Origin of the sequence: Nitrosomonas oligotropha, assembly GCF_009833085.1 — a bacterium.
GTDB classification, from domain to species: domain Bacteria; phylum Pseudomonadota; class Gammaproteobacteria; order Burkholderiales; family Nitrosomonadaceae; genus Nitrosomonas; species Nitrosomonas oligotropha.
This window is the reverse complement of the sequence record NZ_QRBZ01000005.1, coordinates 1-26,032: the sequence shown is the minus strand read 5'-3', so window position 1 is coordinate 26,032 and position 26,032 is coordinate 1. Positions and strand designations below refer to the sequence as shown.

General features: G+C 50.5%; 23 protein-coding genes, 2 tRNA genes and 1 other RNA gene. 12 read left to right on the top strand and 14 right to left on the bottom strand.

What is annotated here, in order from left to right:
* Position 1: 1 nt before the first annotated feature.
* Positions 2 to 604 carry an RNA polymerase sigma factor gene (locus tag ABD07_RS02295; protein WP_160816946.1) on the bottom strand — a complete coding sequence of 201 codons (603 nt, stop codon included), beginning with the start codon at positions 602 to 604 and terminating at the stop codon, positions 2 to 4.
* Positions 605 to 703: 99 nt separating this feature from the next.
* On the bottom strand, positions 704 to 1,399 hold the full coding sequence (locus ABD07_RS02290; RefSeq protein ID WP_240142377.1) for a TorF family putative porin: 696 nt from the start codon (positions 1,397 to 1,399) through the stop codon (positions 704 to 706).
* A gap of 761 nt (positions 1,400 to 2,160) precedes the next feature.
* On the opposite strand from ABD07_RS02290, the gene ABD07_RS02285 reads away from it, so the two are divergent.
* On the top strand, positions 2,161 to 2,469 hold the full coding sequence (locus ABD07_RS02285; protein WP_160816945.1) for a hypothetical protein: 309 nt from the start codon (positions 2,161 to 2,163) through the stop codon (positions 2,467 to 2,469).
* Between the two features lie 114 nt (positions 2,470 to 2,583).
* Here ABD07_RS02285 and ABD07_RS02280 read toward each other — a convergent pair whose 3' ends face one another.
* Positions 2,584 to 3,072, bottom strand: a complete 489-nt coding sequence (locus tag ABD07_RS02280; protein WP_160816944.1) for a L,D-transpeptidase — start codon at positions 3,070 to 3,072, stop codon at positions 2,584 to 2,586.
* Positions 3,062 to 3,553, bottom strand: a complete 492-nt coding sequence (tadA, locus tag ABD07_RS02275) for a tRNA adenosine(34) deaminase TadA (RefSeq protein ID WP_160816943.1) — start codon at positions 3,551 to 3,553, stop codon at positions 3,062 to 3,064. Before tadA ends, ABD07_RS02280 begins: the two co-directional genes overlap by 11 nt.
* 144 nt (positions 3,554 to 3,697) lie before the next feature.
* Between tadA and prmB the strand changes: the two genes are divergently transcribed.
* Together prmB and ABD07_RS02265 are read left to right on the top strand one after the other, a co-directional pair.
* Entirely contained in the window at positions 3,698 to 4,597 is a 900-nt protein-coding gene (gene prmB, locus ABD07_RS02270; RefSeq protein WP_160816942.1) for a 50S ribosomal protein L3 N(5)-glutamine methyltransferase, read from the top strand.
* Between the two features lie 132 nt (positions 4,598 to 4,729).
* The gene (locus tag ABD07_RS02265) at positions 4,730 to 5,587 is read left to right on the top strand and encodes a TIR domain-containing protein (protein WP_160816941.1); all 858 of its coding nucleotides are present in this window, start codon (positions 4,730 to 4,732) and stop codon (positions 5,585 to 5,587) included.
* A 142-nt stretch (positions 5,588 to 5,729) separates the two neighbouring features.
* Here ABD07_RS02265 and rluB read toward each other — a convergent pair whose 3' ends face one another.
* The 4 genes from rluB to ffs form a co-directional block, all read right to left on the bottom strand.
* Positions 5,730 to 6,560 carry a 23S rRNA pseudouridine(2605) synthase RluB gene (gene rluB, locus ABD07_RS02260; protein WP_160816940.1) on the bottom strand — a complete coding sequence of 277 codons (831 nt, stop codon included), beginning with the start codon at positions 6,558 to 6,560 and terminating at the stop codon, positions 5,730 to 5,732.
* 250 nt (positions 6,561 to 6,810) lie between these two features.
* The gene (locus ABD07_RS02255) at positions 6,811 to 7,134 is read right to left on the bottom strand and encodes a YbaB/EbfC family nucleoid-associated protein (protein WP_160816939.1); all 324 of its coding nucleotides are present in this window, start codon (positions 7,132 to 7,134) and stop codon (positions 6,811 to 6,813) included.
* 14 nt (positions 7,135 to 7,148) lie between these two features.
* Positions 7,149 to 8,741 (bottom strand): DNA polymerase III subunit gamma/tau, encoded by a 1,593-nt coding sequence (gene dnaX, locus ABD07_RS02250; RefSeq protein WP_160816938.1) that lies wholly within the window; start codon positions 8,739 to 8,741, stop codon positions 7,149 to 7,151.
* 75 nt (positions 8,742 to 8,816) lie between these two features.
* An RNA gene (gene ffs, locus ABD07_RS02245) (signal recognition particle sRNA small type) lies at positions 8,817 to 8,915 on the bottom strand.
* Between the two features lie 150 nt (positions 8,916 to 9,065).
* Between ffs and ABD07_RS02240 the strand changes: the two genes are divergently transcribed.
* The 5 genes from ABD07_RS02240 (at position 9,066) to ABD07_RS02220 (ending at position 15,190) form a co-directional block, all read left to right on the top strand.
* Positions 9,066 to 10,193 carry an HD domain-containing phosphohydrolase gene (locus tag ABD07_RS02240; protein ID WP_160816937.1) on the top strand — a complete coding sequence of 376 codons (1,128 nt, stop codon included), beginning with the start codon at positions 9,066 to 9,068 and terminating at the stop codon, positions 10,191 to 10,193.
* 115 nt (positions 10,194 to 10,308) lie between these two features.
* Positions 10,309 to 11,742 carry a TM0106 family RecB-like putative nuclease gene (locus ABD07_RS02235; protein ID WP_160816936.1) on the top strand — a complete coding sequence of 478 codons (1,434 nt, stop codon included), beginning with the start codon at positions 10,309 to 10,311 and terminating at the stop codon, positions 11,740 to 11,742.
* Between the two features lie 118 nt (positions 11,743 to 11,860).
* Positions 11,861 to 12,922, top strand: a complete 1,062-nt coding sequence (gene aroG / locus ABD07_RS02230; RefSeq protein WP_108699597.1) for a 3-deoxy-7-phosphoheptulonate synthase AroG — start codon at positions 11,861 to 11,863, stop codon at positions 12,920 to 12,922.
* A gap of 75 nt (positions 12,923 to 12,997) precedes the next feature.
* On the top strand, positions 12,998 to 13,954 hold the full coding sequence (locus tag ABD07_RS02225; protein ID WP_160816935.1) for an NAD-dependent epimerase/dehydratase family protein: 957 nt from the start codon (positions 12,998 to 13,000) through the stop codon (positions 13,952 to 13,954).
* 12 nt (positions 13,955 to 13,966) lie between these two features.
* Positions 13,967 to 15,190, top strand: coding sequence for an aminotransferase class I/II-fold pyridoxal phosphate-dependent enzyme (locus tag ABD07_RS02220; RefSeq protein ID WP_160816934.1), 1,224 nt, complete (start codon positions 13,967 to 13,969; stop codon positions 15,188 to 15,190).
* Positions 15,191 to 15,293: 103 nt separating this feature from the next.
* Here the strand turns inward: ABD07_RS02220 and ABD07_RS02215 are convergent, their stop codons facing one another.
* From ABD07_RS02215 to ABD07_RS02205, 3 genes are all read right to left on the bottom strand, one after another.
* The gene (locus tag ABD07_RS02215) at positions 15,294 to 15,548 is read right to left on the bottom strand and encodes a nuclear hormone receptor family protein (protein ID WP_160816933.1); all 255 of its coding nucleotides are present in this window, start codon (positions 15,546 to 15,548) and stop codon (positions 15,294 to 15,296) included.
* A gap of 78 nt (positions 15,549 to 15,626) precedes the next feature.
* Positions 15,627 to 16,319, bottom strand: coding sequence for an OmpA family protein (locus ABD07_RS02210; protein WP_160816932.1), 693 nt, complete (start codon positions 16,317 to 16,319; stop codon positions 15,627 to 15,629).
* Between the two features lie 36 nt (positions 16,320 to 16,355).
* Entirely contained in the window at positions 16,356 to 16,748 is a 393-nt protein-coding gene (locus ABD07_RS02205; RefSeq protein ID WP_160816931.1) for an exosortase system-associated protein, TIGR04073 family, read from the bottom strand.
* Between the two features lie 703 nt (positions 16,749 to 17,451).
* On the opposite strand from ABD07_RS02205, the gene ABD07_RS02200 reads away from it, so the two are divergent.
* Entirely contained in the window at positions 17,452 to 20,082 is a 2,631-nt protein-coding gene (locus ABD07_RS02200) for a bifunctional diguanylate cyclase/phosphodiesterase (protein WP_160816930.1), read from the top strand.
* Positions 20,083 to 20,210: 128 nt separating this feature from the next.
* Here the strand turns inward: ABD07_RS02200 and ABD07_RS02195 are convergent.
* The 3 genes from ABD07_RS02195 to gltX form a co-directional block, all read right to left on the bottom strand.
* A tRNA-Glu gene (locus ABD07_RS02195) sits at positions 20,211 to 20,286 on the bottom strand.
* Positions 20,287 to 20,330: 44 nt separating this feature from the next.
* Positions 20,331 to 20,406: transfer RNA gene (locus ABD07_RS02190), tRNA-Ala, on the bottom strand.
* Positions 20,407 to 20,459: 53 nt separating this feature from the next.
* The gene (gltX, locus tag ABD07_RS02185) at positions 20,460 to 21,851 is read right to left on the bottom strand and encodes a glutamate--tRNA ligase (RefSeq protein WP_160816994.1); all 1,392 of its coding nucleotides are present in this window, start codon (positions 21,849 to 21,851) and stop codon (positions 20,460 to 20,462) included.
* A gap of 162 nt (positions 21,852 to 22,013) precedes the next feature.
* Between gltX and ABD07_RS02180 the strand changes: the two genes are divergently transcribed.
* From ABD07_RS02180 to ABD07_RS02170, 3 genes are all read left to right on the top strand, one after another.
* Positions 22,014 to 23,600, top strand: coding sequence for an acyl-CoA ligase (AMP-forming), exosortase A system-associated (locus tag ABD07_RS02180; RefSeq protein WP_160816929.1), 1,587 nt, complete (start codon positions 22,014 to 22,016; stop codon positions 23,598 to 23,600).
* Entirely contained in the window at positions 23,597 to 24,832 is a 1,236-nt protein-coding gene (locus ABD07_RS02175) for a pyridoxal-dependent decarboxylase, exosortase A system-associated (RefSeq protein ID WP_160816928.1), read from the top strand. The genes ABD07_RS02180 and ABD07_RS02175 overlap by 4 nt, the downstream gene beginning before the upstream one ends.
* A gap of 333 nt (positions 24,833 to 25,165) precedes the next feature.
* A complete protein-coding gene (locus tag ABD07_RS02170) occupies positions 25,166 to 25,936 on the top strand; it encodes a PEP-CTERM/exosortase system-associated acyltransferase (protein ID WP_160816927.1) in 771 nt (256 codons plus the stop codon).
* The last annotated feature ends 96 nt before the right edge of the window (positions 25,937 to 26,032 follow it).

Sequence of the window (26,032 nt, the reverse complement as noted above, 5' to 3'; positions counted from 1 at the left end):
TTTAACTCCTGCCTTTAAGCTCTGGAAGTAATTTCGCTAAAATTTTCCGTGCATGAAACATTCTGGTTTTTACTGTGTTCTCAGGGCATTGCATGATTTCTGCGATCTCACTGTAATGCAGCCCTTGATAATAGGTCATCTCCACCACAGCGCGCTGTTCCGGGGATAAGCTATCGAAGCCCGCTTCCAGCCAGTTACTGATCTCCAGCTGCGAAACCCACTGCGCTGCGGGATTGGGAAAGTAATCCAATTCATCATTGAATTCAACGGACCGGTCTTCTCGAATCAGGCTTTGTTCGATGCTTTTTAATGCCTTGAAATATGCAATCCCCAGAATCCAGGTGGACGGGCGGCATGTTTGATCGTAGGTCGATGCTTTTTCCCACACCACATACATCACGTCATTAATAATTTCTTCAATATAATCATGCCGCCGGGTAATGTGAAAAATGAACTGATACAAGCGGTCAAAGTAACGTTGATACAGTTGTTCAAAAGCTTTTCCATTGCCGCCCGCCGCTTCGGCGATCAGATTCCTTTCCTTAACTTGCTGTTCGTCCGAGTTAAAAGATTTTCTTACTTTAGACCCCGGCAATTCACTCATGGTGTTTCATAATCGCTATGACTATTGATTAAGTCTCGGTAAATTTGCCCTGTTTATTCCGTGCGGCGGGTTAAAAGTTCATTGCGGCAAAAATAAAAATCAGAATCCGACGGTAATCGAGAATAAAACCCGGTTATCAACCACATGCGGGCGGAATTGCCAGCCTGCGATATGCTCTTTTTCAGCGCCTAAATCCAATCCGGAATAGTAGCGGACATCGACGCCGATATTCGGGGAAAAATGCCAAGTCACGCCGGAAGTCCAATACAGGTAATCATAGTGCAGCACTTTCTTCTGCTGACTGTAACCGAACGTGCCTGACATTTCGATTGAGCTGGTAATCGGGTAGCGCCCGGTGATTTCATAATTGAATGACATATGGTTTTGCTGGTAGCCATTTTCGGAGAAACTAAAGTTGGCGGATAGCAAATCACGGAAATGCGTATGCAAGTAAAATTCATTGTAATCAACGCTCTGTCCGAATATTTTGCCCGTGAAAATATAACGGGTCCACTCCGCATTAAAGCGCCAATCGTCCGATAGTTGATAGGCCCAACCGGCATAGGGCTTGAATTCCGCATCGGAGCGCGCGGCGAATCCTTGATCGGCAAAATTGACTGTCGACGCGAAAGTGCCGAGGTAAAGCCCCGATTTGAACCCGTAGTCTATATTGAACTGCGCGGCGGGTTTTCCATCGCTTTTGGAATAACCGCGCCAAATATAATCGGTCGTGCCGGTTACGCTGGCGCTTAGCTGAGCATGAGCGCTGATCGGGTAACTCAGAATGAACAGCAATCCTAGCAGCCGACGGTTTTTTATTTTTATGGATTGTGAACGCAAATGATTAAACCATCGATTGTTTTAAAGTGATTCAGTGCCGGGCAATGAGAACCGGAGTTTAGTGGATAAATTAAAATTCAAAATGGATTTCCAGTAGGAAATTTTAACATCATGATGTAGTAATCTTTGCGGCCAATTCATTCATGAGCGCTGCAAACTGTTGATTCACATTGAATAGATTGAATTTCATGATGCGTCCATGAACGGGCTTCAATCCACGTCGCAAGGAATTTTTATCAACATTGAACCTTTTGCTGTTCTGCCAGAATAAACGCACAGAAGAAAAAAATTATTTTAAGTAAGCCACCTCGTTAGGAGATTTAAAGATTGAAAATACTTTACAGAATACCGGCGCTTATAAGGTTTGATTTGATTGCAGCATCAAACGCCTATGAGCAAGGGATGGGAGGAACCGGTTAAATTTTATGCAAAATATCTGCTTAGAATGATTTTAATCAGTAATAAACTACTTTCCTGAAGTGCGCGTTATTTCAATTGAGCTCGATTCTGCTCTCAGGTTATACAGTACAAAAATTATTTTAAAAATTGACTCAGATAATTCCTACAGTTTGCCGTTATATATAAAAACTGAGACGTGAGATTCACTGGGTTTCATCTGGAAGAATCTGCAATTCCAGAATATTAAGCTGGGATGCGTCGAATTTTTCGGCTATCAATGAATAAATTTATATTGGAAAAGTGCAAGGAGTGCTGACATGCCATTAAAAAATTCAATTAAAGGATTTAAAGCATATTTGGGCGATAAAGAATCGTTGCTGGATACGAACTACAAAAGAATTGCGGATATGATCGAACTGCATTGGGGATACAAGGAATTTTATCAGCTCATCCAGAAGCTGCTGGTCGTTGAGAAAGACCAGAACAGACAAGGATTTCCATTGGAAGTGTTACAAGAAATCTATACATTGCAAGAGCTGCATCAAAAAGAGTTTCCTGCGCTCAAGATTTTAATCGATGAAGGTACTGCTTCCCGCGCCAGAAACAACAACTCGTTGCTGGTATAGGCATTTGCAAGCATGAGAAGAACAAAGACGGAGCTGGCGTAAACACTTGATCCATTGCGCAGTACTTTACGCCAACCGGTTGCGAAAGTGCTGCGCCCCGTCTGAATCAAGCTGTTACCGGAGAATATTCACTTCGGTTCCCTCAGTTCCCGCACTGACCCGGTCAAACAACTCCAATAATTCGCTGTTACGCATGCGGATACACCCGATCGATCCGGGTTTACCCATTTCCACGCTGTCCGGCGTGCCGTGAATGTAAATATAGCGGCGCATGGTATCGACCGAGCCGAAACGGTTAAAACCCGGCTCGCAGCCGCGCAGCCATAAAATACGCGTCAGAATCCAATCCCTTCTGGGGAATTGCGCGGCAAACTCCGGCGAATAGATTTCCCCGGTCGGGCGGCGTTTGATAAAAACCGTATTGACCGGCTGACCGGCGCCGATTTTGGCGCGGATGATATGCTTTCCCAGCGGCGTGCAAAAGCTGCCATTTTCCTGGCCAGTGCCGTTTTTGGCTGAGGAAATACGGTATCGCCGCACGATTTGTCCGTGTTCATCCAGTAAATCCAGTTGTTGGGTTGCAATCGTAATATTAATTTTCATGGTTGTTCCGCTCGCTTGCTTTGCGCCTTTGCGCAAAAAATTGTTTCAATAACGTGCTGGCTTCGGCCGCCATTATGCCGGCTTCTACCTGCAAATGATGGTTCAACCGGGTTTCCGCCGGAAGATCGATGATGCTGCCGCAGGCGCCGGTTTTCGGATCGGCCGCGGCATACACCAGACGCTGGATGCGCGCGTGAAAAATCGCACCGATGCACATCGTGCAGGGTTCCAGCGTCACATACAATGTGCAGTCAAGCAAACGGTAATTGCCCAGATGACTGCCGGCAGCGCGCATCGCCATGATCTCGGCATGCGCGGCGGGGTCGGCAGTGGAAATCGGGCGGTTGTAGCCGTGCCCGATAATGCGGCCATTCTGCACCACCACCGCGCCTACCGGCACTTCGCCGCAATCCTGCGCTTTCTGCGCCAATTCCAGTGCAGCTTGCATGAAATAATGATCGGGATTTGTTTCCAATGGCATTCCGTTTTCGTTGCAAAAAATCAATATTCACCGGCTCATCGTCACGGCGGTTTTTGTGCTACATTGCTACCCCATTCCGGCTGGGAAAGCATCCTCGGGCCACTGTAACATCAACACCTCATTTTTCTAACATTGTGACCACCTATGATCGCTCAAGCGCAATCGCAACTTCATACCATCCGTGATCTTTTACGTTTCGCTGTCAGCCAGTTTAACAAAGCCGGTCTGTATTTTGGCCACGGCTCCGCCAATGCGTACGATGAAGCGGCGTATCTTATTCTGAAAACCCTTTATTTGCCACTGGACCGGCTGGAACCGTTCCTGGATGCGCGCGTCACCGATGCGGAGTGCAAGCAAGTGCTGGACATCATCGAGCGCCGCGTCAAAGACCGCATTCCTGCGGCTTATCTGACGCACGAAGCCTGGCTCGGCGATTTCAGTTTTTATGTCGACGAACGCGTGATCATTCCGCGCTCGTTCATCGCCGAACTGCTGCAAACACAATTGTCACCGTGGATCGACGATCCCGATCGCGTCACCGCCGCACTCGATCTCTGCACCGGATCGGGCTGCCTTGCCATTTTGCTGGCGCACGCATTCGACAATGCGCACATCGACGCCGCCGACATCTCCCCGCACGCGCTCGCCGTGGCGCATAAGAATGTGCAGGATTACGGACTGGAACACAGAATCGGCCTGATCGAATCCGATCTGTTCTCGGCCTTGCAGGGAAAACGTTACGACCTGATCATCAGTAATCCGCCGTATGTCAACGCCGAATCGATGCAACAATTGCCGCAGGAATACCGTCACGAACCGGAAAACGCGCTGGCCAGCGGCGCAGACGGCCTGGACGCAACCCGGCAAATCCTGCAACAAGCCGCGCGGCATTTGACCGACGACGGCATCCTGATCGTCGAAATCGGCCATAACCGTGCCGAACTGGAACAAGCGTATCCGAAATTACCGTTTACCTGGCTGGAAACCAGCGGTGGGGATGAGTTTGTGTTTTTGTTGCAGCGAAAGCAGTTGCCGAAGGAATAGCCGAAACTTCATGAATAGGCCATTCTCAGAATGGTACGAATTTGTGAATTTAGCAATGATAAATATATCTTTGATGAATATATTGCGTCATTTTAGAAGCCTACAAAGGTTTTACACATAAGAGGAGCTTCTATGATTACTAGAGAACTCGATTTTTTTACTTTCGTAATAATGCCATTTAATTCTGGATTTGATGATGTTTATAGGCTTGGAATTAAAGAGGCGGCAAAAGATTGTGGTGTAAAGGCGGAGAGGTTAGACGAACAGCTTTTTGGTGAAGGGATGCTTGATCGCATTTATCGCCAAATTGATTTGGCTGATTTTATCGTTGCCGATCTTTCAGATCGGAATGCAAATGTCTTTTATGAGTTGGGCTACGCTCATGCAAAAGAGAAAACTTGCATTCTTCTTACAACGGATGCTTCAGATATTCCATTTGATTTGAAACACAGGAGGCACATCGTTTACGGTTCTTCTATATCTTATTTAAAAGAAGAATTAGTTAAAAATATCGAATGGGCTAAAAGTGAAGCTATTGCAAGAGAAAAAAGCAAGATATCAGTGATAACAAAGCCACCTATTGGAGACTTATCAACTTCTAAGCATGCTGCTGAAGCAACCATCACTTTGGCTTTTGATCTACATAACAAAACGAATAACATATCGCCTGAAATATCCGCAATCTATCTATATACCGGACATCAGTGGAAAATAATGAATGACTCGAAAGAATGTCCATTTTCTGAAGCCGATATTAAACCGTTTAAGTATCGTTATTTTATTTTGCCACCTGTACCAAAGATTGGTCGTAACGGATGGGCTCAAGTTAAAGTGAAAGCAACCCGAACTATTGCAAAGGCATGGGAGGGAGATGAAATAAAGGACGAATATAAAGTGGGTGGAAGAGGGATTCTCCGACTAGAAACTGCTGATGGGAACTATGATCACGAATTTGATTTCAATTTGGAATTACAAGAGATACCGTTCTAAAATGTATGACAAATTGCTCCAAGTGATATCCCCATCTATAATCCTATTTGTGTGTCAGCTGTGCTCATTCATGTTCTCAGGAATGTATTTTTAGCGTATTTGCCAAACTTACCGGACAATGAAACAAACGATAGAAAGTTGACTACCCAATCAAACTCAACAGCCGCCGCGTTTCTTTTTCATCCAGTTCCAGCCATTGGCCGCGTTTGATCCGTGGCGGCAGGTTGATCGGGCCGAAGCGTACGCGCATCAGGCGGCTGACGGTGAGTCCGATGGCCTCGAACATGCGCCGTACTTCGCGGTTTTTGCCTTCTTTCAGAATGACGCGGTACCAGTGATTCGAGCCTTCGCCGCCTTGATCGGCGAGGTAAGTGAAGGCCGCTTCGCCGTCGTCCAACATCACGCCGGTGGTGAGTTGTTTCATTTGTTCTTCGGTAAGTTGTCCCATTATCCGCACTGCATATTCGCGTTCCATTTCAAAACGCGGGTGCATCAAGCGGTTGGCCAGCGCGCCATCGGTCGTGAAAATGAGCAGTCCGCTGGTATTGAAGTCCAGCCGCCCGATGGCGGTCCATTTGGATGATCGCAGATGCGGCAGTTTGTCGAAAACCGAAGGGCGGCCTTCCGGGTCGTGACGGCTGACAATTTCGCCTTCGGGTTTGTGATACAGCAGCACTTTGGGCAAATCCGCTTCGGCATGAACGCGGATCACGCGGCGGCCGATACGGATCACATCACCCGGCCCGGCCCGGTCGCCGAGCGTGGCGGTCTCGCCGTTCACGCTGACTGCGCCGGTCGCAATCAATTCCTCCATTTCCCGTCGCGAGCCCAATCCCTTTTGCGCCAGCAGCTTTTGCAGCTTGAACGTCACTGCTGGCGGTTCGTCACGAGTTGTGATCGGCTTCTGGCTGGACGTGCGTTCAGCGGGTGGCGTTTTTTTCTTGGCCGGTCTGAGCGGTCTCTTAACTTTCATGGATAGTTGGCCTGCGATGTGTGCTGACAGTTGAAATGAGTGGTAATGCGCGCAATGGCGGATTTTAAACTATTCCGCGGCCAATCATGCTTGTTCTTTGAATTCACCGCGCAGCATCGCCATATCCGGCGATAACTTGTCTATCAAAGGCTGTGAGATTGTTTGCCGCAAGTGTACGGCTTGCTTGCGGCTTGTATCGCTATTCTGTTGTTTTTTATGCTTGCGCTTTGCGGTGTGGTGACAGAATACGCTAAAAGGGAAATTTTATTCCCGGCGGCAGACCCATGCCGCTGGTCAGCGCTGCCATTTTTTCCTGCGTGGTCGTTTCGACTTTGCGGACAGCATCGTTGAACGCGGCGGCTACCAGATCTTCCAACATTTCCTTGTCGTCGCCGATCAAACTATCGTCGATGCTGACGCGCTTGACATCATGACGACAGGTCATCGTGACCTTTACCATGCCGGCGCCGGATTGGCCTTCGACTTCAATACTGGTCAGATTTTCCTGCATTTGCCGCATGTTTTCCTGCATCATCTGTGCTTGCTTCATCATGTTTCCGATATTGCCTTTCATTTCTTCTCTCTCCTTTATTTTTCAATGGGTTTAATGGAAGGGACGATCAATTTTGCGTCAAACTGCTCAATCAATTCTTGCACGACCGGATCCTTTTCAATGGCTGCAATGGCATTGGCCTGCTTCTCTTCTTCTTCGCGTTGTTGCAGTGCGACCGGCGTTAATCCGGTGATGCTGCCGACGGAAAAGCTCAAACTAACGGGCTTGCCAAAATAGCTATTCAGCGCGGCTTGGATTTTATCCTGATATTTTTTTTCCAGCAGGTGCTTATGCACATCCGGTACGCATAATTCTATTTTCTCCCCGGCGATGGTCTTGGCTTCGCTGTGATGTGCCAGCATTTTTGCCATGCCGGTCAGCTTCAATTGCTGGCTCAGTTGCGGCCAGTCCAGCAGGGGGGCGGCAGTGCGTTCTTGCGGGATGGTTTTTGCGGGTGCTGCTTGTGGTTTTTTCTCCACGGTTACGGGTGGTTTGACGCTCACCGGTGCGGCTTGGGCGGTTTGGCGATTCGCCGTCAGATCATCCGGCATGAACGTCAGCATGCGTAAAAGTGTCATGGTAAAACCGGCATACTCATCGGGCGCCAGACTGAGATCGCCGCGCCCGTGCAATGCAATCTGATAAAACAGTTGCACATCATCGGGTGCTAAGGATTTTGCCAATGCAACGATACGCGCGTATTCCGGCGTATCCTCGCTGATCGCCTGCGGCACGGTTTGCGCCAGTGCAATGCGATGCAATAACGCGGCCAGGTCCTGCAACGCGGAATCGAAGGAAAGACACTGCGCTTCCATTGCATCGGCCAGAGATAATAATTTTGCGCCATCCCGCTGCACCAACGCTTCGAGCAGATCGAACAAATAGCCTTGATCGATGATGCCGAGCATATCCCGCACTCCGGCTTCCTCGACTTTACCCTCGCCAAAGGCGATGGCTTGATCCAACAGACTGAGCGCATCGCGCATGCTGCCCTGTGCGGCGCGCGCGACCAGTTGCAACGAAGGGATATCGCAGGGAATATTTTCCTGCGCCAGGATATTCTTGAGGTGCGCGGCAATTTGTGTTTGCGGAATTTGTTTCAGGTTGAATTGCAAACAACGGGATAACACGGTAATCGGGATTTTCTGCGGATCGGTGGTTGCCAGCACGAATTTGACATGCGCCGGCGGCTCTTCCAATGTTTTTAACATGGCATTGAACGCCGATTTCGACAGCATGTGCACTTCGTCGATGATGTAAATCTTATAACGCGCGCCAGTGGGGGCATACAGCGCATTTTCCAGCAGCTCGCGCATGTTATCGACTTGCGTGTTGGACGCAGCGTCCAATTCGATCAGGTCGATAAAACTTCCCGCATCGATTTGCCGACATGCCGGGCAGACGCCGCAAGGTGTGGCGGTTATACCGGTTTCACAATTGAGCGACTTGGCCAGAATGCGGGCGATGGTGGTTTTGCCGACACCGCGCGTGCCGGTCAGTAAATACGCATGGTGTAAACGGTTTTGCTCAAGCGCATTGGTCAATGCTCTGACCACATGCTCCTGTCCAGTCAATTCGGAAAAATTTCTCGGGCGCCACTTACGCGCAAGGACTTGTGTTTGGGACACGTTTTTGATTAGAAAAGCGAATTAGATCCTGTTAAACCAGTAAAAATCCGGAAAGGCAGATCCCAGTTCGTGTTGGGTGGCGAGCCCGACCCCCGGCACTCGCAATAAATAGCTGTGGCTGCTTCCTTCCGGACCTGACCAGATTGACTACCTTGCAATGGGGGGAGGCCCGCCATAAAACTCAATGTGGCGGAAGTATACCAGTTGATGATGGATTACTCCAATTTCAATCGCAGCTGAAGTGCGCATTTACCGGTCAAAGGAAATAAATTCAAACTCAAATTTGATCTGGCCGTTATGTTATTTTTCCCCAGGAATTGCAAAATGTTCCATCATCGCGATCTGCTCGACGACTTGAATAAACCGTTACCGCTGAAGGATAAAATGATCAGCGCGCATCGCTCTGTTCAGAACAAATTTCCATTTATTTCACGGATTGCCATCGCGCTGTACGATCCCGATACCCGAGTGCTGAAAACGTATCTGAACAGCAGCGACGGAGAAAACCCCTTAGTGCACTATCAAACATCGTTGGATAATGCGCCATCGTTGAAGGAAATCCTCGCCCAAGGGCTGCCGCGGGTGGTCAATAACCTAGTGACTTTTGAGAACGGTACGCACGAGCATACCCAGCGTATCGGCCGTTCCGGCTATGCCGCGAGCTATACCATGCCAATTTTTCATGGCGGCGAGTTTGTCGGCTTTTTGTTTTTTAACTCGCATGAAGCGGAAGTATTCACCGAGAATGTATTGAGCATTCTCGATATTTACGGACACCTGATCGCGCTGATGATCGTCAATGAACTGGCCACGTTGAGGGTCATGAACGCCGCGCTGAAAACGACCAGCGGCATTACGCATTTCCGCGATCCCGAAACGGGCAGCCATTTGGATCGCATGTCGCGCTACAGCCGTATCATCGCTGAAGCGCTCGCCGATCGATACGATCTGGACGATGCGTATATCGAGCAAGTTTTCATGTTTTCACCGTTGCACGATATCGGCAAGATCGCTATGCCTGACAGTATCTTGCTGAAACCGGGGCCATTGAACGCGGAAGAACGAACGATCATGAATACGCATTCACAGAAGGGCAGGGAAATGATCGACGATATCGTGATGAACTTTGGCTTCGGCAATTTCAATCATATCGATGTGTTACGCAATATCGCTGAATTTCACCACGAAGCGGTGAACGGCAGCGGTTATCCTACCGGTAAGCGCGATGATGAGATTCCGCTTGAAGCACGGATTGTCGCGGTGGCCGATGTTTTTGACGCGTTGACTTCACGCCGCCCGTATAAGGAAGCCTGGAGCAACGAAAAAGCATTCGCCATGTTGCAACAGCTCGCCGGTGAGAAACTGGATATCGATTGCGTGATCGCGCTGATTGAAAACCGGCAGAAGGTGGAATCGATTCAACAACAGTTCAAGGAAGATATCTACGGTTAGCAGCGCCTGGCCGCGACACCGGAATCAATTGAATTTTTCCCGCGAAATCCCACCGGTACGTATCGCTTAAATCCGCTAAAATCAGCGGTTTCATTACAAGCTTACCCGTAGAGCGATGACTGCCGGTAATTTTTCCCCAACTCTGATCAAACCCAGTGACGCCAGCGCATGGATGACGTGTATCCGGCGTGTCTGGCTGGATAAACATCAACCGGTTGCAACGGAGCTCGATGGATTTAATCAGCTGCTCAGCGATCTTGGTCTGGAACATGAAGCGGCCATGCTGGCCAAGCTGGGAGATCAGTATGCCGTCAGCAAAGCGGTTTCCTTTGAACATACGCAAGCCTTGATGCAGCAAGGGGCGCCGGTGATTTATCAAGGCCGTTTGCGGGATGAACAACTGGGATTAGTGGGTTATCCCGATTTCCTGATTCGCCATGAAAGCGGTCAATATCAGCCCGCGGACGCGAAGCTTTCCCTGAGTGAAAATAAAAAATCGATTCAGATACAGCTGGGAATCTATCGCCGTTTACTGGCCAACAATTTACCGGCGATGGTTTTTCTGGGCGATGGCCGTGTTGCGCAATTGGGCGATGAAGTCGAACCATTGGTCGATGAGTTTATCGCCAGTATGCGAGTGCTGCTGGATTTGCCGCAACCGCCGGAAGTCCGCTATAGCCATAGCAAATGCCGTATTTGTCCGCATACGGCGTATTGCCGCCCGGAATTTGAAGCCAGAGAGGATATTTCGCTGCTGTACGGCGTGCACGGCAAAGCTGCGGATCATCTGGCGCAAGCCGGGATTGCAACGATCTCGCAGCTTGCCGGGGAGTCGGCCGAATCCCTGCCGGATGTGCCGCATCTCAAAGGCAATAAACGCAAGCACCGCGCCATTTTGCAAGCCCGCTCGATGTTGAGCAGCGAAGTATTTCAACTAAACAAGGCCGTTTTGCCGCAAGGCACCTGGGTTCATTTCGATATCGAAGACAACCCATTGACCCCGAATCGCGAGCGTCATGTTTATTTGTGGGGATTTTTGGCGCCGCCGTATGACCGGGAAAGCTTTGAATACGTCTGGACCGATGACGAAGCCAGCGATTATACGGGCTGGCTGGGTTTCTTGCAGAAAATGGATGCGTATCGCTCACAGTATCCGGCCTTGGTGCTGGCGCATTATTCCAACCACGAAAGGGCGACAATCGGCAAATACGCCGAGCGTTACGGGATGGGAAATCATGCCACCGTGAAGTGGCTGCTGGGCGCGGATAGTCCGTTGTTCGATATGCAAAATCCGGTATTGGATTGTCTGGTGTTGCCGCTGCAAGGCTATGGTCTGAAAGATATCTGCAAGCATCCGGGGCTGGTGAATTTCCAATGGGAAAACGAGGAATCCGGCTCGCAATGGTCGGTGGTGCAATTCAACCGTTTCCGCGCGGGAACCAGCTTAACGGAAAAACAGAAACTGCAAGCCGCAATACTGGGTTATAACCGTGACGACGTGATCGCTACGCGCAGACTGGAAGTTTGGCTGCGCGAGCGATTTTCCTGAAGTCCGTTCTGATGAAATTCCCCGCTTAGGTTAAAATACGGTTTTTTCCGATCCGCGTTGTTTATTGCAAGGCGAATCTTTGCTCTTAGACCTGGAAGTCTATCAATAAGGAATTGTTATGAAATACCAGACCGATGATTTACGTATTGTCGGCGTGCATGAACTGACTCCGCCGGTTGAACTGCATCGCGAATATCCGATGACGGAGAGTACGACAGAAACCGTTTATAGCGCGCGGCAAGCGACTCATCGCATTTTGCACGGTGAGGACGACCGCTTGCTGGTTGTGGTCGGTCCTTGTTCCATTCACGATGTCGATGCCGCGCTGGAGTATGCGGCGCGGTTGAAGCATTTGCGCGAAAAACTCAAACCGCAATTGCATATTGTGATGCGGGTGTATTTCGAGAAACCACGCACGACCATCGGCTGGAAAGGGTTGATCAACGATCCCGATCTGGATAACAGCTTTCATATCAACAAAGGGCTGCGCATGGCGCGCCGGTTATTGCTGGATTTGAATACCATCGGCATGCCTTCGGCCACCGAGTACCTGGATCTGGTGAGTCCGCAATATCTATCGGATTTGATCAGCTGGGCGGCCATCGGCGCACGCACGACCGAAAGCCAGGGGCATCGCGAATTGGCATCCGGTGTTTCTTGCCCGATCGGCTTCAAAAATGGCACGTATGGCAATTTGAATATCGCGATTGACGCCATCGCGGCCGCTTCACGCCCGCATCATTTTCTGTCTGTCACCAAGGAAGGGCATACCGCCATTTTTGCTACCAAAGGAAACGAGGATTGTCACATCATCCTGCGCGGCGGGCGTAAACCAAATTACGATGCGGCGAGTGTTGCTTCAGCGGTGGAAGAATTGAAAAAAGCCAAGCTGCCGCCCTATTTGATGATCGATTTCAGCCACGCCAATAGCCACAAGGATTACCGCCGCCAAACCGAAGTGGCGGCCGATGTGGCGGAACAGATTGCGGGCGGTAGCAACGCCATTTGCGGCGTGATGATCGAAAGCCATCTGGTGGAAGGTAATCAGAAAGCCGATGGCAAGAAGCGCGAAGAGCTGGTTTACGGGCAGAGCGTTACGGACGGCTGCATCAATTTTGAGGCGACCGAACACGTGCTGCAACAACTAGCCAGTGCGGTGGAAAAGCGCAGGAAGAAATAGCGCAGCTTTCCGATTTCCCTCTGCCAGGAGCTGTAAAGCAGCAAACCGGCAGAATACCGAAGTATGGAGGTGGGAATGCCTAAGATTCTGGTAACCGGCGCGACCGGTCAAATCGGCGCGGAATTGACGCAGGCTTTGCGTGAGCGTTACGGTGTGGAGAATGTCGTTGCCGCCGGACACCGCCGCGAACCTTCCGGCGGTTTGGCGCAAGCCGGGCCGTATTGCAGCCTCGATGTGCGCGATGCGGCCGCACTGGATGCGGTGATCGCCGGGCAGGGTATCACGGTGATCTATCATCTCGCTGCACTGCTTTCCGCAGTGGCCGAAGAGCGACCGTTGCAAGCCTGGGATATCAATATGAACGGCCTGCTCAATGTGCTGGAAAGCGCGCGCCAGTTCGGTTGCCAAGTATTTTTTCCCAGTTCCATTGCCGCATTCGGTCCCGGCACACCGCCGTACAATACGCCGCAGGATACCGTGCAGCACCCTTCGACGATCTATGGCATTACCAAAGTGACGGGCGAATTGCTGTGCGATTACTATCATCGCCGCTACGGTGTCGACGCGCGCGGTGTGCGCTATCCCGGACTGATTTCCAATCAAGTGCTGCCCGGCGGCGGTACGACCGATTATGCCGTGGATATTTTTTACGCCGCGGTCAAACAACGGCATTACGACTGCTTTCTGCGCGCCGATACCCAACTGGATATGATGTATATGCCCGATGCCATTGCAGCCGCAATGCAACTAATGCAAACCGATCCCGGCAAATTGACGCACCGCAACGGTTTTAACGTTACCGCGATGAGCTTTACTCCGGCGCAATTGGCGGCGGAAATACAAAAGCATCTGCCCGGTTTTACCATCGGCTATACGGTCGATCCGCTGCGGCAAGCGATTGCCGATTCCTGGCCGCGGCATATGGATGACAGTGCCGCGCGCACCGAATGGGGCTGGCAGCCGGGTTTCGATTTGCCCGGCATGGTGGCCGATATGCTGGCGCACATCAGCGCCAAATTACGTAACGGTTAATTGGAGATCTCTATGTCGCTATCGAAAGTGGAACCGCTATTCCTGGCCAAGTTAAATCAACTGCAACAACAGGGTGTCCGCAAGGGCGACGAGAAAATCATTACCGGCATTCTCGCGGGCGAAGACGGATTGGGGCCACGCTATCAGCTGCACGGTTATGGCAAGCGCGCATTTTTGCGCATGAATTCGAATTCCTATTTGGGCTTGGCGCGGCATCCGGCGGTAATTGAGGCGGAAGCGCAGGCAGCGGAACAATATGGCGCGGGTCCCGGCGCAGTGCGATTTATCAGCGGCACGTACGCGCCGCATGTGGAGCTGGAGCGCAGACTGGCGGCGTTTCATGGCCGTGAAGCGGCGCTGTTGTTCAGCGCGGCCTATGCCACGATGGTTGGCGTGCTGCCGCAATTGATTTCCGAGCAGACGCTGGTGGTCAGCGATGCGCTGAACCACAATTGCATCATCAATGCGATCCGTCTCGCACATCCGGCCGGAAAAGCGATTTATGCGCACGGTGGCATGCATGATCTGGAAAAAGTCCTGAGCACCAACCGTGACCGCTATCAACGGGTTTGTGTGGTCACTGACGGCGTTTTCAGCATGCGCGGCGATCATGCGCCGTTGGATGAACTCGATGCTTGCTGTGCCAGACACCAAAGCGATTATCCCGAAGGAATTGTCACGCTAGTGGATGACTCGCATGGCGCCGGCGCTTTTGGCGGTACCGGGCGCGGTACTGAAGAGATTACCGGAGGGCGGGCGGATGTATTAATCGCTACGCTCGGCAAGGCGTTCGGCGTCAACGGCGGTTACGTTGCCGCCAGCGCCACGACCATCGCTTACTTGCGGGAAACCGCGCCGTTGTATATCTATTCCAACCCGATCACGCCCGCCGAAGCGGCTGCTGCACTGGCGGCGTTGGATATTCTGGAAAGCGAGGAGGGCTTGCATCTGCTGAATCGACTGCGCAGCTTCAGCGCTAAACTCCGATCCGGATTGCAACAGCTGGGCTTTGAAACTTTGTCCGGAGAGCACCCCATCGTGCCGGTATTTGTCCGCGATACCGCCAAAACCGCCGCATTGGTGGCGCATTTATTCGATCACGATATTCTCGCCACCGGTTTGAATTATCCGGTCGTACCGCAAGGCGACCAGGAAATCCGCTTGCAGGTTTCCGCCGAACATACTGAGAAAGATTTGGATTACTTACTCAATGTGTTGGCGGATTTTCGTCAGTAGTGTCGGATTCTCCGGTTTCAGGCTATTTCTGCGCGTGGACGGAAAAAAGAACGAATGCTGCAATGTGATTCGGAAATAAAAAAAGAGCAGAACTCAAACTGAATTATTTCGCAGCATCCCCGGTTTGGTGCTTGATCTCTTTAGCGATTTCTTCCATTTTTCCCTGAGCTTCTTCAGAAGCATCCTTTACCGCGCTCGTGATGTCTTCAATTGCATCGCGCGCTTTTTCGTTAGGGCGACGATCTAGCGCGTCGTTGACTTTGTCGACTACTTTTTCTGTGGTTTCCGTTGATTTTTGTCCACAGGCGGATAAAGTGAATAGCACTATCGCAATCATAAAAAAGTAACGTAATTTCATGTTTTTCCCCCGTATTGGTTAGAACTGAGATTCTAACTCACCGGGCTGGTTTTTATTCAGCCAAGTGAGTTTTTCACGCTACTTTATGTTGGGACAATCCATGTAAACGGGGTGCGATGTGATCACAATCGCCACACGGTTTTCCTGATCGGGTGTGTTGTCGGCGCCTGGAACTTCACCGATTGCTTTGGTAATTAATTGGCTGGGCCGGGCGCCGCTTGCTACCAATCGTTGTATCACCGCCTGGGCTCTTCTTTCCGACAAATCCTGGTTGTAGGCCGGTTTGCCGACAGTATCAGTTGATGCCGTGACGATTGCAGTTGCATCGGGATGCGCTTCCAGCCAGTTGCCCACTTTGCCGATGGTTTCGTCTTTGGTTTTAAAGGGCACGGCGCTGCCTGTTTTGAAGTAAGCCACGGTATCGTGAATCGATTCTTTTTTATGGTGGTTATGGCCATGCACTTCTGTCAGCCACAGACACATTTCCTTCTCTGCTTCCAAACGATGGCGTGCGGCTGATTTTGCGGCATCTAAAGCCTTTTGCTTCTCGTTGATATTCCAATAGTGATTTTTCTCGAGATGACCCAAAATCTCATTGGCGGTTTCCAGATCTTCTTCGGATTGCTCTTGATGCCACATGGCTTGCCCGTAGTGACCGGTTCTGGCGGCTTTAATCTCGGCCTTCAAATCTTCCGTATCGGTTTTGGGCGTGGCGCAGGCGGTCAGGAACAGTATCAAAATTGCGAGCGGTAAGCAGTGATATTTTTTCATGATGATATCCTTATGATTGAATGGGTCGCAGCAGGCTTATTCGCCATCATCCAGTGGGCCGTAACTGGTCCAGTAGCCAGGGTAATGCAAGCCAAAATAACGGCTGTCTTCACTGAAACGATTCCAAACATAAGCCGGTGAGGCAAATTCACTGGATGGAACCGGTGAAGTGATGACTTCCACGCCGCCTACCAGTGTCCGGCTCACACCATGCACAATTCCGCGGATAACACCCCACGTCAGACCTAGAAAAATATTTTGATCGCTGGTGATATTGATGACATTTTTGGGGATCTCAATAAAGCCGAAGGCAATGTTTGCAATACCTTGGCTGAATTTGTCGATGAAATAGCTTTCTGCTTTGGCTGCCGATGTCATCATCAGCGCGCAGGTTAGCATGCAGGCAGCCAGAATTTTATTTTTGCTCATGAGTAGCTCCTTATTTTTAGAATTGAAACTACGCGAGACCATACACAGAGTACCCAAAAGTGCAGACCCCACACCGATCTTTACTTTGATGACTGATTTATCTGGGAATCTTCTTAATGCTCCAGATTTTTTTCATGATAAGGCCGCTGGCTGGATAAAGAAATAAGCTTTTGCTTATTTCTATCTAAGCGATTTGCTTATAAAAATGCAGGCATGATTGATAATCAGTGCAAGAACCGGAACAAGGTTTAACTGCATGCTGGTAAGCTAACAATCCATTCTGCTGTTTTTAAAATGAACCTTCCATAGACATAACCGGTGTCATTTTTGATGCGGCACGCTTGACCTGTATCAAGGTGGTGCTGTTTAAATTTGATCTGGGTTTGTCAGATAAGTACTTCTCTGTGAATAGGAATAACATGCTGTAAAAATAAGAACTTTCTCTCTCTCCGATAGGAAGAATTAATCGTAATATTTGCCATAAGCGTACACATCGATATGAGTGACAATGAAGTTAAATTTACCTGTTTAAAAGCATGCGGTTACACAACAGAATGCTGCGCTGGCAGGAGGAGCGGAAGCATCGGCCGAGTCACTGACGCAACAGTCGAAGGACTGTGTGGGGGCTAAACAAGTTGCAGTTGCAGCAAATGGTTTTGGCGAAAAAATGCTTTTTAAATCGAGAATAATCATCATAAAAATTATGCTTGCTTTAATAAAACAACAAATTACTCGCTCACTGAAGCAGCAGTTGCTGAACAATTGGGTGGGAATGGGTTGCATGGGGTTGCTGGCATTGACCTATGCCGTGCTGGCGAGCGTGATTATTGAAAATTTTGCCGCCCAGGGAAATTTTTCTCCCATCTGGCCACCTAGCGGATTAGCTTTGGCGGCTTTGCTTGCCGGAGGCTATCGATTATGGCCGGGCATCGCACTGGGTGTTTTCATGGCCAATTATTTGGCGGGTAAATCCCTGGAAGCGAATCTGATATTCGTCATCGGCAATACCTGTGAACCGCTTATCGCCGTTTGGATTCTGAATTGGCAGCTCAAAGGCGCGGGTTATCAAAATATCGCCGGTCTTGAACGGTCCGACGATTATCTCCGTCTCGGTTTGGCAGCGATTTTATCCATCACTATCGGTACTATTCTATGCGTCATCGGGTTGTATTTGATCGATGAACTCAGCCCCAGAGTATTAACTTTCAGCATGCTGCTGTGGTGGATAGCCAATCTGCTGGGAATCGTGATATTCACTCCGTTTTTCCTGACATGGCGGAAATTACCGGAAGGGTGGTTCGAGGGGGGCCGTATTTTAGAGACTGCCGCGTTTGCCGGCCTGACTTTTCTGGCCGGGCAAATCGTTTTTCTCGAGTGGTTTCATCAGGAGCTGGGATTCATTGCTCGCGGTTACTGGATCATTGTTTTTGCCACTTGGGGCGCTATCCGTTTCGGCCGCCACGGTATCACGCTGGTGATTACTATGACATTTATACAGGCCATGATCGGCGCGGCGCAAGGAATCGGTTTCTTTGGAAGGGATTTGCAAGAATCCGGCTTGATCAATATGCAGCTTGCCTTTCTGGTCATCGCCGTGATTGGTTTATTGCTGACGCTGATTATCCACGAGTTAAGGAAATCGCAGGCGGACATGAAATTGGCTGCGCTGGTTTATCAAAGAAGCAGTGAAGCGATGATGGTCACCGATGCGAATAAATGCATCATCAGTGTTAATTCGGCTTTTACGGATGTGACGGGTTATCAACCCGATGAAATTCTTGGAAAGAATCCTAAAATCCTGAGTGCGGGACTGAATAGCAAAGAATTTTACCGGACCATGTGGCAATCCATCAGCACGACGGGGAAATGGCAGGGGGAAATACAAAACCGCCGCAAGAATGGCGAATTATTTACGGAAATACTGAGTATCAACACGATTTACGGTCCCGATGGCGCTATTCAAGGCTGGGTTGGATTATTCAGCGATATCTCTGAGAAAAAGAGAAAAGAGGCGTTGATTTGGAAACAGGCCAACTACGATATGCTGACGGAATTACCCAACCGGCGCATGATATACGATTGCTTGCACGAGGAAATAAAGCGCTGCCAGCGTGATAACAGGCAACTGGCGTTAATCTTGATCAATCTCGATCGTTTCAGGGAAGTGAACGATACGCTTGGGCATCTGTATGGCGACCAACTGCTCAGGGAAGTGACTCGCAGACTGGCGGCTTTCACACGAGGGAAAGGCATGCTGGGGCGCTTGGGGAGTGATGAGTTTGCCTTGATCCTGAGTGACGTGAATGAAATTGGCCGGGCCGGTTATTGTGTTAATTCAATACTGGAGCAATTGGCCATTCCTTATCATCTGGATGGTGAAATTGCCTATCTCACGGCCAGCATCGGAGTGGCGCTCTGCCCGGAAGACGCGAGCGATGTGGCCAGCCTGCTCAAATGTGCCGATCAAGCCATGTACACCGCGAAACGTGAAGGAAAGAACTGCTTTTTTTATTACACCCCCAGTATGCAGGAAGCCGCCAATACGCGCATGCGGCTGGCCAATGATTTGCGCTATGCGGTGCAAAGAAACGAGTTAGTGGTGCATTACCAACCCATCATCGATCTGGCAGACGGCAGGATCCGTAAAGCGGAAGCGCTGATTCGCTGGCAGCACCCCGTAATTGGTCTGATCAGTCCGGATAATTTCATTCCCATCGCGGAAGAAACAGGTCTGATCATTGAAATCGGTGAATGGGTGTTTCGCCAAGCGGCTGCGCAAGTGCAGCTGTGCCGCGCGCGCTACAATCCGGAATTTCAGATCAGCGTTAATAAATCCCCGTTTCAGTTTAAAGTGGATCCCGGACGCTGTCATTCTTGGTTTGAATACCTGCGGCAGCTTGGTTTGCCGGGTGAGAGCATTGTCATTGAGATTACCGAGAGCTCGCTGATGGAGGCAAAAAATAATGTTTGCGATTATCTGCTGATGCTGCGGGATGATGGAATGCAAGTGGCGTTGGACGATTTCGGCACCGGTTACTCGTCGCTTGCCTACCTGAAAAAATTCGATATCGATTACATCAAGATCGATAAGTCTTTTGTGCAGAACCTGAGTCCGGATTCGGACGACCTGACCTTATGCGAAGCCATGATTGTGATGGCCCATAAACTTAACTTAAGCGTGGTTGCGGAAGGTATAGAAACGTGGGCGCAGTTTGAATTATTGCAGCAAATCGGTTGTGATTTCGGGCAAGGATACTTGTTCTCAAAGCCCGTGCCTGCAAGCGAATTCAATCAATTATTTGAAAAAGACACGATTTTTCTTCCCGTCAGTTAAGAAAAATTTCTTCTGGAAATGTACTCGGATAACAACTACGCCGAGTGACCTCGCATTTTTTGGATCAGATGTGGTTTCTCGCGCCAAGAAAATAAAAAAGGCCTGAATTTTTCAAGCCTTAGTGTACTTGGCGTCCCCAACGAGATTCGAACTCGTGTTACCGCCGTGAAAGGGCGATGTCCTAGGCCTCTAGACGATGGGGACAAAATGATGTTTCGTTTATAGCACCGCTTAATCCAAGAAAAACTTGGTGGAGATAAGCGGGATCGAACCGCTGACCTCTTGCATGCCATGCAAGCGCTCTCCCAGCTGAGCTATACCCCCTGATCAAAGGAAGGGGGATTATACTGATGCGATGATTTATTGTAAAGAAAAGATCAACCGGGAAAACTGCTGAGATGACTGTTCATGCGCGCCAGTGTCTCCTCGCGTCCGAGCAACGCCAGTACCGCATCGATCGACGGGGTGTGAACTTCGCCGGTGACCATGACCCGTAACGGCATGGCGATTTTCGGCAGTTTTACATCATGTTCCTTGGCGGCAGCTTTTATTTCCTGATGGATGATTTCCCGTGTCCATTCGATGTGGCGGAATTTTTCCAGCAGGCCGGTCATGATCGGTTTCGTTTCCGCAGTAAAGTGCTGTGCTTTCAGTTCATTGTCGGGTTCCAGCGGGCGGTAAAAATACACTGCGGCATCCGCCAATTCTTCGATGGTATTCACCCGTTCCTTGAGCAAATCGACAACCTGCGTCAGATTGGGGCCGCCATTCGTCGGGCAATCGTCTTTCGCCAGGAAAGGTGTTACCAGTCCGGCCAGACGGGTATTATCCGTTATTTTGAGATATTGCTGATTGATCCAATGCAGTTTTTCCGGATTGAATTTCGCCGGAGAGCGGCTGATCGCGGATAAATCGAACCATTCTACCAACTGTTCGCGGCTGAAAATTTCCTCGTCGCCGTGCGACCATCCCAGTCTCGCCAGATAATTCAACAGCGCTTCCGGCAAATACCCATCCTCGTGATACTGCATGACCGAGACCGCGCCATGCCGTTTCGACAAGCGCTCGCCGTTAGCCCCCAGAATCATCGGCACATGCGCGTATTCCGGCAATGTGGCGCCCAATGCCTTAAGAATATTGATCTGGCGCGGGGTATTGTTGACGTGGTCGTCGCCGCGGATGACATGGGTGATATTCATGTCCAGATCGTCGATCACCACGCTGAAATTATACGTTGGCACGCCATCGCCGCGCAGCAGCACCAGATCGTCGAGTTCATTGTTGGCGACGGTGATTTTTCCCTTGATCTGATCGTTGAAGGTCACGTAACCGTCCAGCGGGTTTTTGAACCGCAGCACCGGTTTTACACCGGCGGGCGGGGTTTGCTTGCTATCGCGCCAGCGCCCGTCGTAACGGGGCTTCAAACCCGCCGCCAATTGCTGCTCACGCATTTGTTCCAATTCTTCCTTGGTGGCGTAGCAGTAATACGCTTGATTATTCTGCAATAATTGCTCGGCAATTTCGTGATAACGCGCTAAGCGCTGCATCTGATAAAACGGCCCTTCGTCGTAATCCAGTCCCAGCCACGCCATGCCGTCCAGAATCGCCTGGATCGATTGTTGCGTCGAACGTTCCAGATCGGTATCTTCAATGCGCAGAATAAATTTTCCGCCGTGCTTGCGGGCATAAGCCCAGGAAAACAGCGCGGTGCGTGCGCCGCCGATGTGGAGATAGCCGGTTGGGCTGGGAGCAAATCGTGTGCGTACCATCATGATTGTTGTGTCAACTATTACGCCGAATATTGGAAAGCGGATAGTTTACGCGATTCCGCCGGGTATGTTGATAGCCGTATGAAAGCCAAAGCCGATTATAATGGGCGCACTTTCTAATTCGGATGCTTTTCTTGTGGCACTAACAAGCGCGTTTGCTCAATGACTGACTTGATCCATGATCTGATTTTTGCCGCTGCCGGACGGACACCGGATGCCGAAGCCTTGTCTTATGACAATCAGCGTATGAGCTATGTCATGCTGGCAGGGGCAGTCGCGGCAACGGCGGATGGCTTGCGCGCATGTGGCTTGAGCCGCGGCGAGCGTGTGGCGGTTTATCTCGAGAAACGTTTCGAGACCGTAATCGCGCTCTTTGCCGCGACGGCGGCGGGTGGTGTGATGGTTCCGGTGAATCCGGTATTGAAGCCGGAACAGGTGGCGTACATCCTGATCGATTGTAATGTCAGGATATTGGTGACCTCACTGGAGCGGTTGAAATTGCTGCAAGCGGTTTTGCCGCTGTGCCACGACTTGCATACCGTGATTGTCGTGGATGGCGGAGATCGTTTGCCTGCGCTTGCTGGTTTGACAGTTGCCGGTTGGCAAGCTGTTTCTGCGGTGCAAAAAGAACATTCCGCATCGGGCGTGATCGATAGCGATATGGCGGCGATTATCTATACCTCGGGCAGCACTGGCAAACCCAAGGGCGTAGTGCTGTCGCATCGCAATTTGCTGGCTGGCGCGAAAAGTGTCGCGCAGTATTTGCAAAACCGTCCTGATGACCGGATTTTGACGGTGCTGCCGCTCAGCTTCGATTATGGATTGAATCAATTGACGACCGCTTTTTACGCAGGCGCAACCAATATCCTGATGAATTATCTGCTTCCACGCGACATCATCCGCATCGTCAACGACGAGGGAATCACCGGCCTTGCGGCTGTGCCGCCATTGTGGATTCAGCTGGCGCAATTGGACTGGGGAAAAGCGCCGTCGTTGCGTTATATCACCAATTCGGGCGGCGCCATGCCGCGTGCGACGCTGAATCAATTGCGCAGTGTTTTACCGGCAACGCAGGTTTTCCTGATGTATGGTTTTACCGAAGCGTTCCGCTCGACCTATCTGGCGCCGGAAGAAATCGAGCGGCGTCCGGATTCGATCGGCAAGGCGGTACCGAGTGCGGAAGTTTTGGTTCTGCGCGACGATGGCTCACCGTGCGCACCGGGTGAGCCGGGCGAATTGGTGCAGCGGGGCGCATTGGTGGCGATGGGGTATTGGAACGATGCGGAAAGAACGGCGTTGTGCTTCAAACCGCTGAAAGCGCGCCAGGCCGGGTTGCCACTTGCGGAGATCGCTGCCTGGTCCGGCGATACCGTCCGCATGGATGAAGAAGGTTTTTTGTATTTCATCGAACGCCGCGACGAAATGATCAAAACCTCCGGTTACCGGGTCAGCCCTACCGAAGTGGAAGAAGTTATTTATGCGTCGGAATGTGTTGCGGAAGCGGTTGCGATCGGTGTGCCGCATCCCGTACTGGGGCAAGCGATTGCGGTGATTGTGACGGCCCGCCGCGGCATGCAGCCGGATGCCGGTCTTTTGCTGCATCTATGCAAACAGCGATTGCCTGCGTATATGCTGCCCAGTCACATCGAAATGCGTGAGGGTGATCTGCCGCGCAACCCGAACGGTAAAATAGACCGCAAATTGCTTTCTCAGGAATTACAGCATTTATTTAAGGAAACCGCGCAATGAGCAATTTACCTCCGGAACATGCGCCGCTGGTGCAGTTTGCCGTGCAGGACGATTGCCTGCAAGTGGGCGGTATGGCGTTGACGCGTTTAGCGCAACGCGTGGGTACGACGCCGTTTTATGCGTATGACCGGCAGAAAATCAGTGACCGGATTGCATTTTTGCGGTGTCATTTACCCGACGGGATTTTGCTGCACTACGCCATGAAAGCCAACCCGATGCCGGCGCTGGTGCAGCATGTGGCCGGTTTGGTCGACGGCATGGATGTGGCTTCGGCGGGCGAGATGCGCGTGGCGCTGGATACGGTTCTGCCACCGGGTCATATCAGTTTTGCCGGGCCGGGGAAAAAAGAACACGAACTGCGCAGTGCGATTGCGGCGGGTGTTGTTCTTAATATTGAATCCGGTCAGGAAATGGAATTGATTGCGCAACTGGGAGCCAGTTTAGGGATGATGCCCAAGGTAACCATCCGGGTGAATCCGGATTTTGCGCTCAAGTCTTCCGGCATGAAAATGGGCGGTGGGCCGCAGCCATTCGGTATCGATGCCGAGTGCGTGCCGCATACATTAAAACGGCTGGCTGTGCTTGGATTGGACTTTACCGGTTTCCACATTTTCAGCGGCTCGCAGAGTCTCAATGCAGCCGCGCTGCAGGAAGCGCATGCAAAGTCCTTGCAGCTGGGTATCCGGCTGGCTGAATACGCGCCATCGCCGCCGCGCTTGTTGAATATCGGCGGCGGTTTGGGGGTGCCGTATTTTCCCGGAGAGCGGGCACTGAATCTTGCTGCTGTGGGGGAAAATTTGCAGCGTCTGATGCCGGAAGTGCAGCGGCAGTTGCCAAGCGCCAGAATCGCAATCGAATTAGGCCGGTATATCGTTGCGGAAGCGGGGATTTATGTGTGCCGGGTTCTGGAACGTAAAATCTCGCGCGGGCAGGTTTTTCTCATCACCGATGGCGGACTGCATCATCACCTGGCGGCTTCCGGCAATTTCGGCCAGGTCATCCGCAAGAACTATCCGGTCATCATCGGCAATAAAGTCCGCGGCGCGGAAAGGGAAGTGGTATCCGTTACGGGACCATTGTGCACACCGCTGGATGTATTGGCCGATCAGTTACCCATGGCCGAGGCATCCGCCGGTGATTTGGTTGTGGTGTTACAATCGGGCGCTTACGGTTTAACCGCTAGTCCGGTCGCATTCTTAAGTCACCCCGTACCCATCGAAGTGTTGGTTTAATCGATTAAATTTCATCAATCTGCGCGCAATTGTTGTTTATTGTGTACAAGCAGTTATCTTTGTTGTAATTCTGCCATTAATTGCTAAAGATCAGTTGAATATTCGCTTTAAATATACTTAAATGACCGCTGTAGTAAATTTATATTACTTATTGAAAGAAAAGCTTTGTTTCGTGCGGCTAAAAATAAGAAATGCACCGTAGATTCTGCGCTTTTTCAATGATGATGTAGCGCCAGCACAGTTTACTATTCTGACACTTTTCTTGATATCAACGAATGTCCGGGGAGTGCTAAAAATGAATGTAACCAGCTGCATATTTAATTGGGTGATTCTATGAATGATTTGTATCAAAATTTTCAGAAGTTCTTTGAAATTGTAGTCGCTGATACAGCTGAGCTGCTTGAGCATGTTTATAGAATTCGCTATCAGGTACTGTGCGTGGAACAGCGTTTACCCGGATTCGATCCTGCGCTTTGTCCGGATGAAAAGGAAAAAGATAGTTATGACAGCCACTCCTGCCATGTGCTTTTGCGCTATCGCCCATCGGGACAATTTATCGGCACGGTACGGTTAATTCTGCCGGATTCAACGCGGCCTGAGAAGCTATTGCCGGTTGAATTGTATAGCCAAACAGACCCGGCATTGTGCGATATCAAAGCGTTACCGCGCCAGCAGACGGCTGAGATTTCCCGTTTCCTGGTGATCAGCCAATTTGACCGGCGTAAAGACGAGCGGCGCAGGGAAGAGCGCCGTAAGGAAACCACCGAGACTGACAGCGATAAAAGAAACACACAGGACCGCCGTTCCAGCGACCGCCGTTCCGCGCTCAGCATCGGGCTGGTGTTGATGGCGGGTGTGTTGCGCATGTCCGTCAAATACAATATCAAGCACTGGCTGTCGGTTGCCGATCCTGCGCTGAATAAGCTGATGGGTTTTTACGGCTTGAATTTCAATCCGATCGGACCACCGGTAGACTATCATGGCATGCGCCGCCCCTATTACGTGAAAGTAGAAGACGCGCTCAATAAAATGTACCAAGAGCATCATGATGCCTGGGAAGTCGTAACCGACTGCGGTACTTATAATCCCATTCATATTAACTAATGTGTAAGAAATCTCAGGGTTGTTTACAGAGAGGTTGATAGAAATAAGCGTTGAGTATTTCATAAGGAGTGGCATTACTCAAACTCTTATGTGGCT

Coding starts and splice junctions, on each gene's coding strand:
- ABD07_RS02295 (WP_160816946.1), bottom strand. CDS start 604: ATGAGTGAATTGCCGGGGTCTAAAGTAAGAAAATCTTTTAACTCGGAC.
- ABD07_RS02285 (WP_160816945.1), top strand. CDS start 2,161: ATGCCATTAAAAAATTCAATTAAAGGATTTAAAGCATATTTGGGCGAT.
- ABD07_RS02280 (WP_160816944.1), bottom strand. CDS start 3,072: ATGAAAATTAATATTACGATTGCAACCCAACAACTGGATTTACTGGAT.
- tadA (WP_160816943.1), bottom strand. CDS start 3,553: ATGCCATTGGAAACAAATCCCGATCATTATTTCATGCAAGCTGCACTG.
- prmB (WP_160816942.1), top strand. CDS start 3,698: ATGATCGCTCAAGCGCAATCGCAACTTCATACCATCCGTGATCTTTTA.
- ABD07_RS02265 (WP_160816941.1), top strand. CDS start 4,730: ATGATTACTAGAGAACTCGATTTTTTTACTTTCGTAATAATGCCATTT.
- rluB (WP_160816940.1), bottom strand. CDS start 6,560: ATGAAAGTTAAGAGACCGCTCAGACCGGCCAAGAAAAAAACGCCACCC.
- ABD07_RS02255 (WP_160816939.1), bottom strand. CDS start 7,134: ATGAAAGGCAATATCGGAAACATGATGAAGCAAGCACAGATGATGCAG.
- ABD07_RS02240 (WP_160816937.1), top strand. CDS start 9,066: ATGTTCCATCATCGCGATCTGCTCGACGACTTGAATAAACCGTTACCG.
- ABD07_RS02235 (WP_160816936.1), top strand. CDS start 10,309: ATGACTGCCGGTAATTTTTCCCCAACTCTGATCAAACCCAGTGACGCC.
- aroG (WP_108699597.1), top strand. CDS start 11,861: ATGAAATACCAGACCGATGATTTACGTATTGTCGGCGTGCATGAACTG.
- ABD07_RS02225 (WP_160816935.1), top strand. CDS start 12,998: ATGCCTAAGATTCTGGTAACCGGCGCGACCGGTCAAATCGGCGCGGAA.
- ABD07_RS02220 (WP_160816934.1), top strand. CDS start 13,967: ATGTCGCTATCGAAAGTGGAACCGCTATTCCTGGCCAAGTTAAATCAA.
- ABD07_RS02215 (WP_160816933.1), bottom strand. CDS start 15,548: ATGAAATTACGTTACTTTTTTATGATTGCGATAGTGCTATTCACTTTA.
- ABD07_RS02210 (WP_160816932.1), bottom strand. CDS start 16,319: ATGAAAAAATATCACTGCTTACCGCTCGCAATTTTGATACTGTTCCTG.
- ABD07_RS02205 (WP_160816931.1), bottom strand. CDS start 16,748: ATGAGCAAAAATAAAATTCTGGCTGCCTGCATGCTAACCTGCGCGCTG.
- ABD07_RS02200 (WP_160816930.1), top strand. CDS start 17,452: ATGCTTGCTTTAATAAAACAACAAATTACTCGCTCACTGAAGCAGCAG.
- gltX (WP_160816994.1), bottom strand. CDS start 21,851: ATGGTACGCACACGATTTGCTCCCAGCCCAACCGGCTATCTCCACATC.
- ABD07_RS02180 (WP_160816929.1), top strand. CDS start 22,014: ATGACTGACTTGATCCATGATCTGATTTTTGCCGCTGCCGGACGGACA.
- ABD07_RS02175 (WP_160816928.1), top strand. CDS start 23,597: ATGAGCAATTTACCTCCGGAACATGCGCCGCTGGTGCAGTTTGCCGTG.
- ABD07_RS02170 (WP_160816927.1), top strand. CDS start 25,166: ATGAATGATTTGTATCAAAATTTTCAGAAGTTCTTTGAAATTGTAGTC.